The organism is Thiolapillus sp., from assembly GCF_048562965.1.
GTDB lineage: Bacteria > Pseudomonadota > Gammaproteobacteria > Chromatiales > Chromatiaceae > Thiolapillus > Thiolapillus brandeum_A.
In genome coordinates this window covers 1-2,780 of the sequence record NZ_JBHNMF010000433.1, presented here as the reverse complement: position 1 = coordinate 2,780, position 2,780 = coordinate 1, and the positions used below count along the sequence as shown (strand labels likewise).

General features: G+C 56.7%; 3 protein-coding genes. All 3 read right to left on the bottom strand.

Going from position 1 to position 2,780, the window contains the following annotated elements; translation table 11 throughout:
• Positions 1-176 precede the first annotated feature (176 nt).
• Complete coding sequence (locus ACOCD2_RS15950; RefSeq protein ID WP_293649520.1) at positions 177-659, bottom strand: DUF7453 family protein; 483 nt, start codon at positions 657-659, stop codon at positions 177-179.
• 40 nt (positions 660-699) lie between these two features.
• Positions 700-2,487, bottom strand: a complete 1,788-nt coding sequence (locus ACOCD2_RS15945; protein ID WP_293649518.1) for a DUF7453 family protein — start codon at positions 2,485-2,487, stop codon at positions 700-702.
• 57 nt (positions 2,488-2,544) lie between these two features.
• A partial coding sequence (locus tag ACOCD2_RS15940; protein WP_293649516.1) for a hypothetical protein occupies positions 2,545-2,780 on the bottom strand: 236 nt, incomplete at its 5' end.

Here is a 2,780-nt window from a genome sequence, read left to right as displayed (position 1 = left end):
AGAGGCTTCCGCAATAAAGAGCGGTTTGCCAATGCCATTTACTTCCATCTCGGCGGGTTGGATCTTTACCCTGATGGGATTACTAGATGATGGGCGCCCACTCAATCAGGGGAAGAGCCAACAAAATAGCAACTTTATTTCACCCGAAAATATACGGTGGAACAATGTTGCTTACTCTAAACTCTAGCTATCGTGGTTTCCGGAGGAAACCCTGTGGCAGCAACGCCTTCCTGAATGACGCCGTGGACATTACCGTCTATGGCCGCCAGATAAGCCTTACCGTAACGGGCGCCCTCCATGTCTGCCGCAAAGGCCAGATTGCCCGAACCGGAAGGTGTCAGTGTCTCCGGAACTGCCAAGCTGAAAACCACGTTGGCGGGAAATCCGGCAGGGGATTCCCGTTCCTGTATCGCAACTTCGAGCTGTCCCGGCTTGCCGTACCAGATGGCGTTGGTCGAGCCGCTGTCACCCGATACACTGCCGCTGAAAGCGACATGGCCGCCGTTGCCGACGACCGGAGCTTCAAGGCTCCGATAGCTTGTTCCGGGAGGAAAGCCGGCAGCCTGCTGCGCCTCTTCGGCGATGATGCGCAGGCCGGCGCTGGTGTTCAGTGACAGCAACAGCAGTGCTGTAGTCCAGAGAACGAGAAAGAATTTCATGGTATGACTCTCCATATCAGTACGGTATTAGCAGCAACTGTTAGGGAGTTATCGCTGCAAACACGCCGCCTTTTTCCACTGAGAATCCCTTGTCCAGGCAGAGAGCCGGGGATTCATAGGTCACATCAGCCCCATTGGACACCCGTACGCTGGCTTTGGCAAGCGTCGAAAGCGATATGTCGCCGATGCAATAGATCACCTCACCATCAGCGTAGGTTCTCGCCGGGATGGTGACCTTTGATCCGGAACATGCCGGTGTCGCCGCCATGCCCATGAGCAGGGTGCTGGAAAAGCTGTTTCTCAACCGGGTAGCGCGGAATACCAGCTGCCCCTGATCGTTGAGCTGGATAGGCTGGCCGCTGTTGCTGCTGCTCGGCGCTACATTGGTGGGAGTGATTGCCAGTATCTGCTTCAGCTCATCGGGCTGACCGTCGATGAGTACCGGTCTGCCGGTGGCGACCAGCAGGCGCAGGTTGTCTGCCGTATCGCCAAGCCAAATGCCCTGGGTGGCGGAAGTGTTGGGATCGAGCGCATCCCTGGCCACCGCCATGAAAGCAATATTGCCCTGGTTGTTAAGCAGGGGCTGCTCCAGGTCTGTCAGATGCCAGCTGGAACCAAAACCCGGCGGTGGCTCGTCCGAGCGCACCAGTACTTCCAGGTGTGACTCGCCAGGGGTGGTGAAGTCGGAAGCGCTGGTGCCCTGCCTGGGTGGGCCTGTCAGAATCATGTCTGCCAGGGTGGACGAGATGGCTCTGCTTACTGTTGTAGCATCTGCATTGGCTGCGGGTGCAGAGTTTGTCGACAACCGGATCAGTTCACTGGGTGAGCCCGGCACCGCCTCACCATCGATGGCGACAGGTGACAGTTCGCCACTGGCGAAAGCCATCCAGGATACCTCTTTGTTGACACCGGGCGACACGTCACGGAGCGTTGCCTTGAAGCTGACATCACCGTTGTCATTGATGGAAATGCTTCTGCGAAGGTACGGGTTCTGGGGAAAAGAAAGGAAGGCATCCGCCGGCATGCCGGTGGCGCTGTCATGCTCGGCGACCACCTTGCGGAAGCTGCCTGCTTTCCAGGTGTACAGGCCCCAGGTCGGGCAGCTTGCCGTGCCTTGTGTTATCAGCTGTGCGTAGAACAGCAGTTCACCTGCCTGGTTGAGGTCAATGAGCTGCAGACCGAGAAAATCACATCCCAGATAGAGGTCGGAGAATTCCGCACCTGTGGTGGCGATCAGTTTGGTGGTGCTGTTGTCCCAGAACCAGATTGCGATCTCACTGCCGCCGACAAGACCGGAAAAAGCCATACCGGCATCGGTGAATGCAAAACCCTGCAGGTTGCCCATGATGGTACCGGGAGGAAAAAGGGGAGCAATACCGCCTTCCTGAATGATGCCATGTGTGATGCCAGCGACTGTTGCCAGGTAGGCGGCACGGGTGTTGGGACCGTTCATGGCCGCAGCGAAGGCGATGGAGCCGGCATCAGAAAGGGTCAGGGTTCCGGGAATGGAATCCCTGAAAAGAATGTTTGCGGCAAAGCCGGCAGGCGATTCACCCGCCTTTATGGCAGTTTCCAGCTGACCCGGTTTGCCATACCAGACCGCCCGGGTGTTCTGCGGGGTTGAGCCGACACTGACATCTGCCGCGCCGGCAAAGGCCACATGACCGCCCTCACCGATAACCGGGTTTTCGACGATCCAGTAGATGAAACCGGTTGGAAAACCGGCGGCTGGCTGGCCGATCTCCGCGACAGTGCGTAGACCGGCACTGGCATTCAGCACGAAAAAGCCAGAAACAACTAACGTGAGCAGGGAAAAAAGGGTTCTCATGATGTCGACCTCCTAGTCTGTGTTGTTATTAACCCGGCAACATGTTTGGTTGCCGGGTTAATACTTCCTGTAACACGGTGAAACAGCCATGGCCTGACAGCCAGGACAAGGTGCTTGCGGAAGCTGGACATGCCATACGGAACGGCCCGCATGGGTTTTTTTGTTATTACTATATTGGCTCTTCCCCTGATTGAGTGGGCGCCCATCATCTAGTAATCCCATCAGGGTAAAGATCCAACCCGCCGAGATGGAAGTAAATGGCATTGGCAAACCGCTCTTTATTGCGGAAGCCT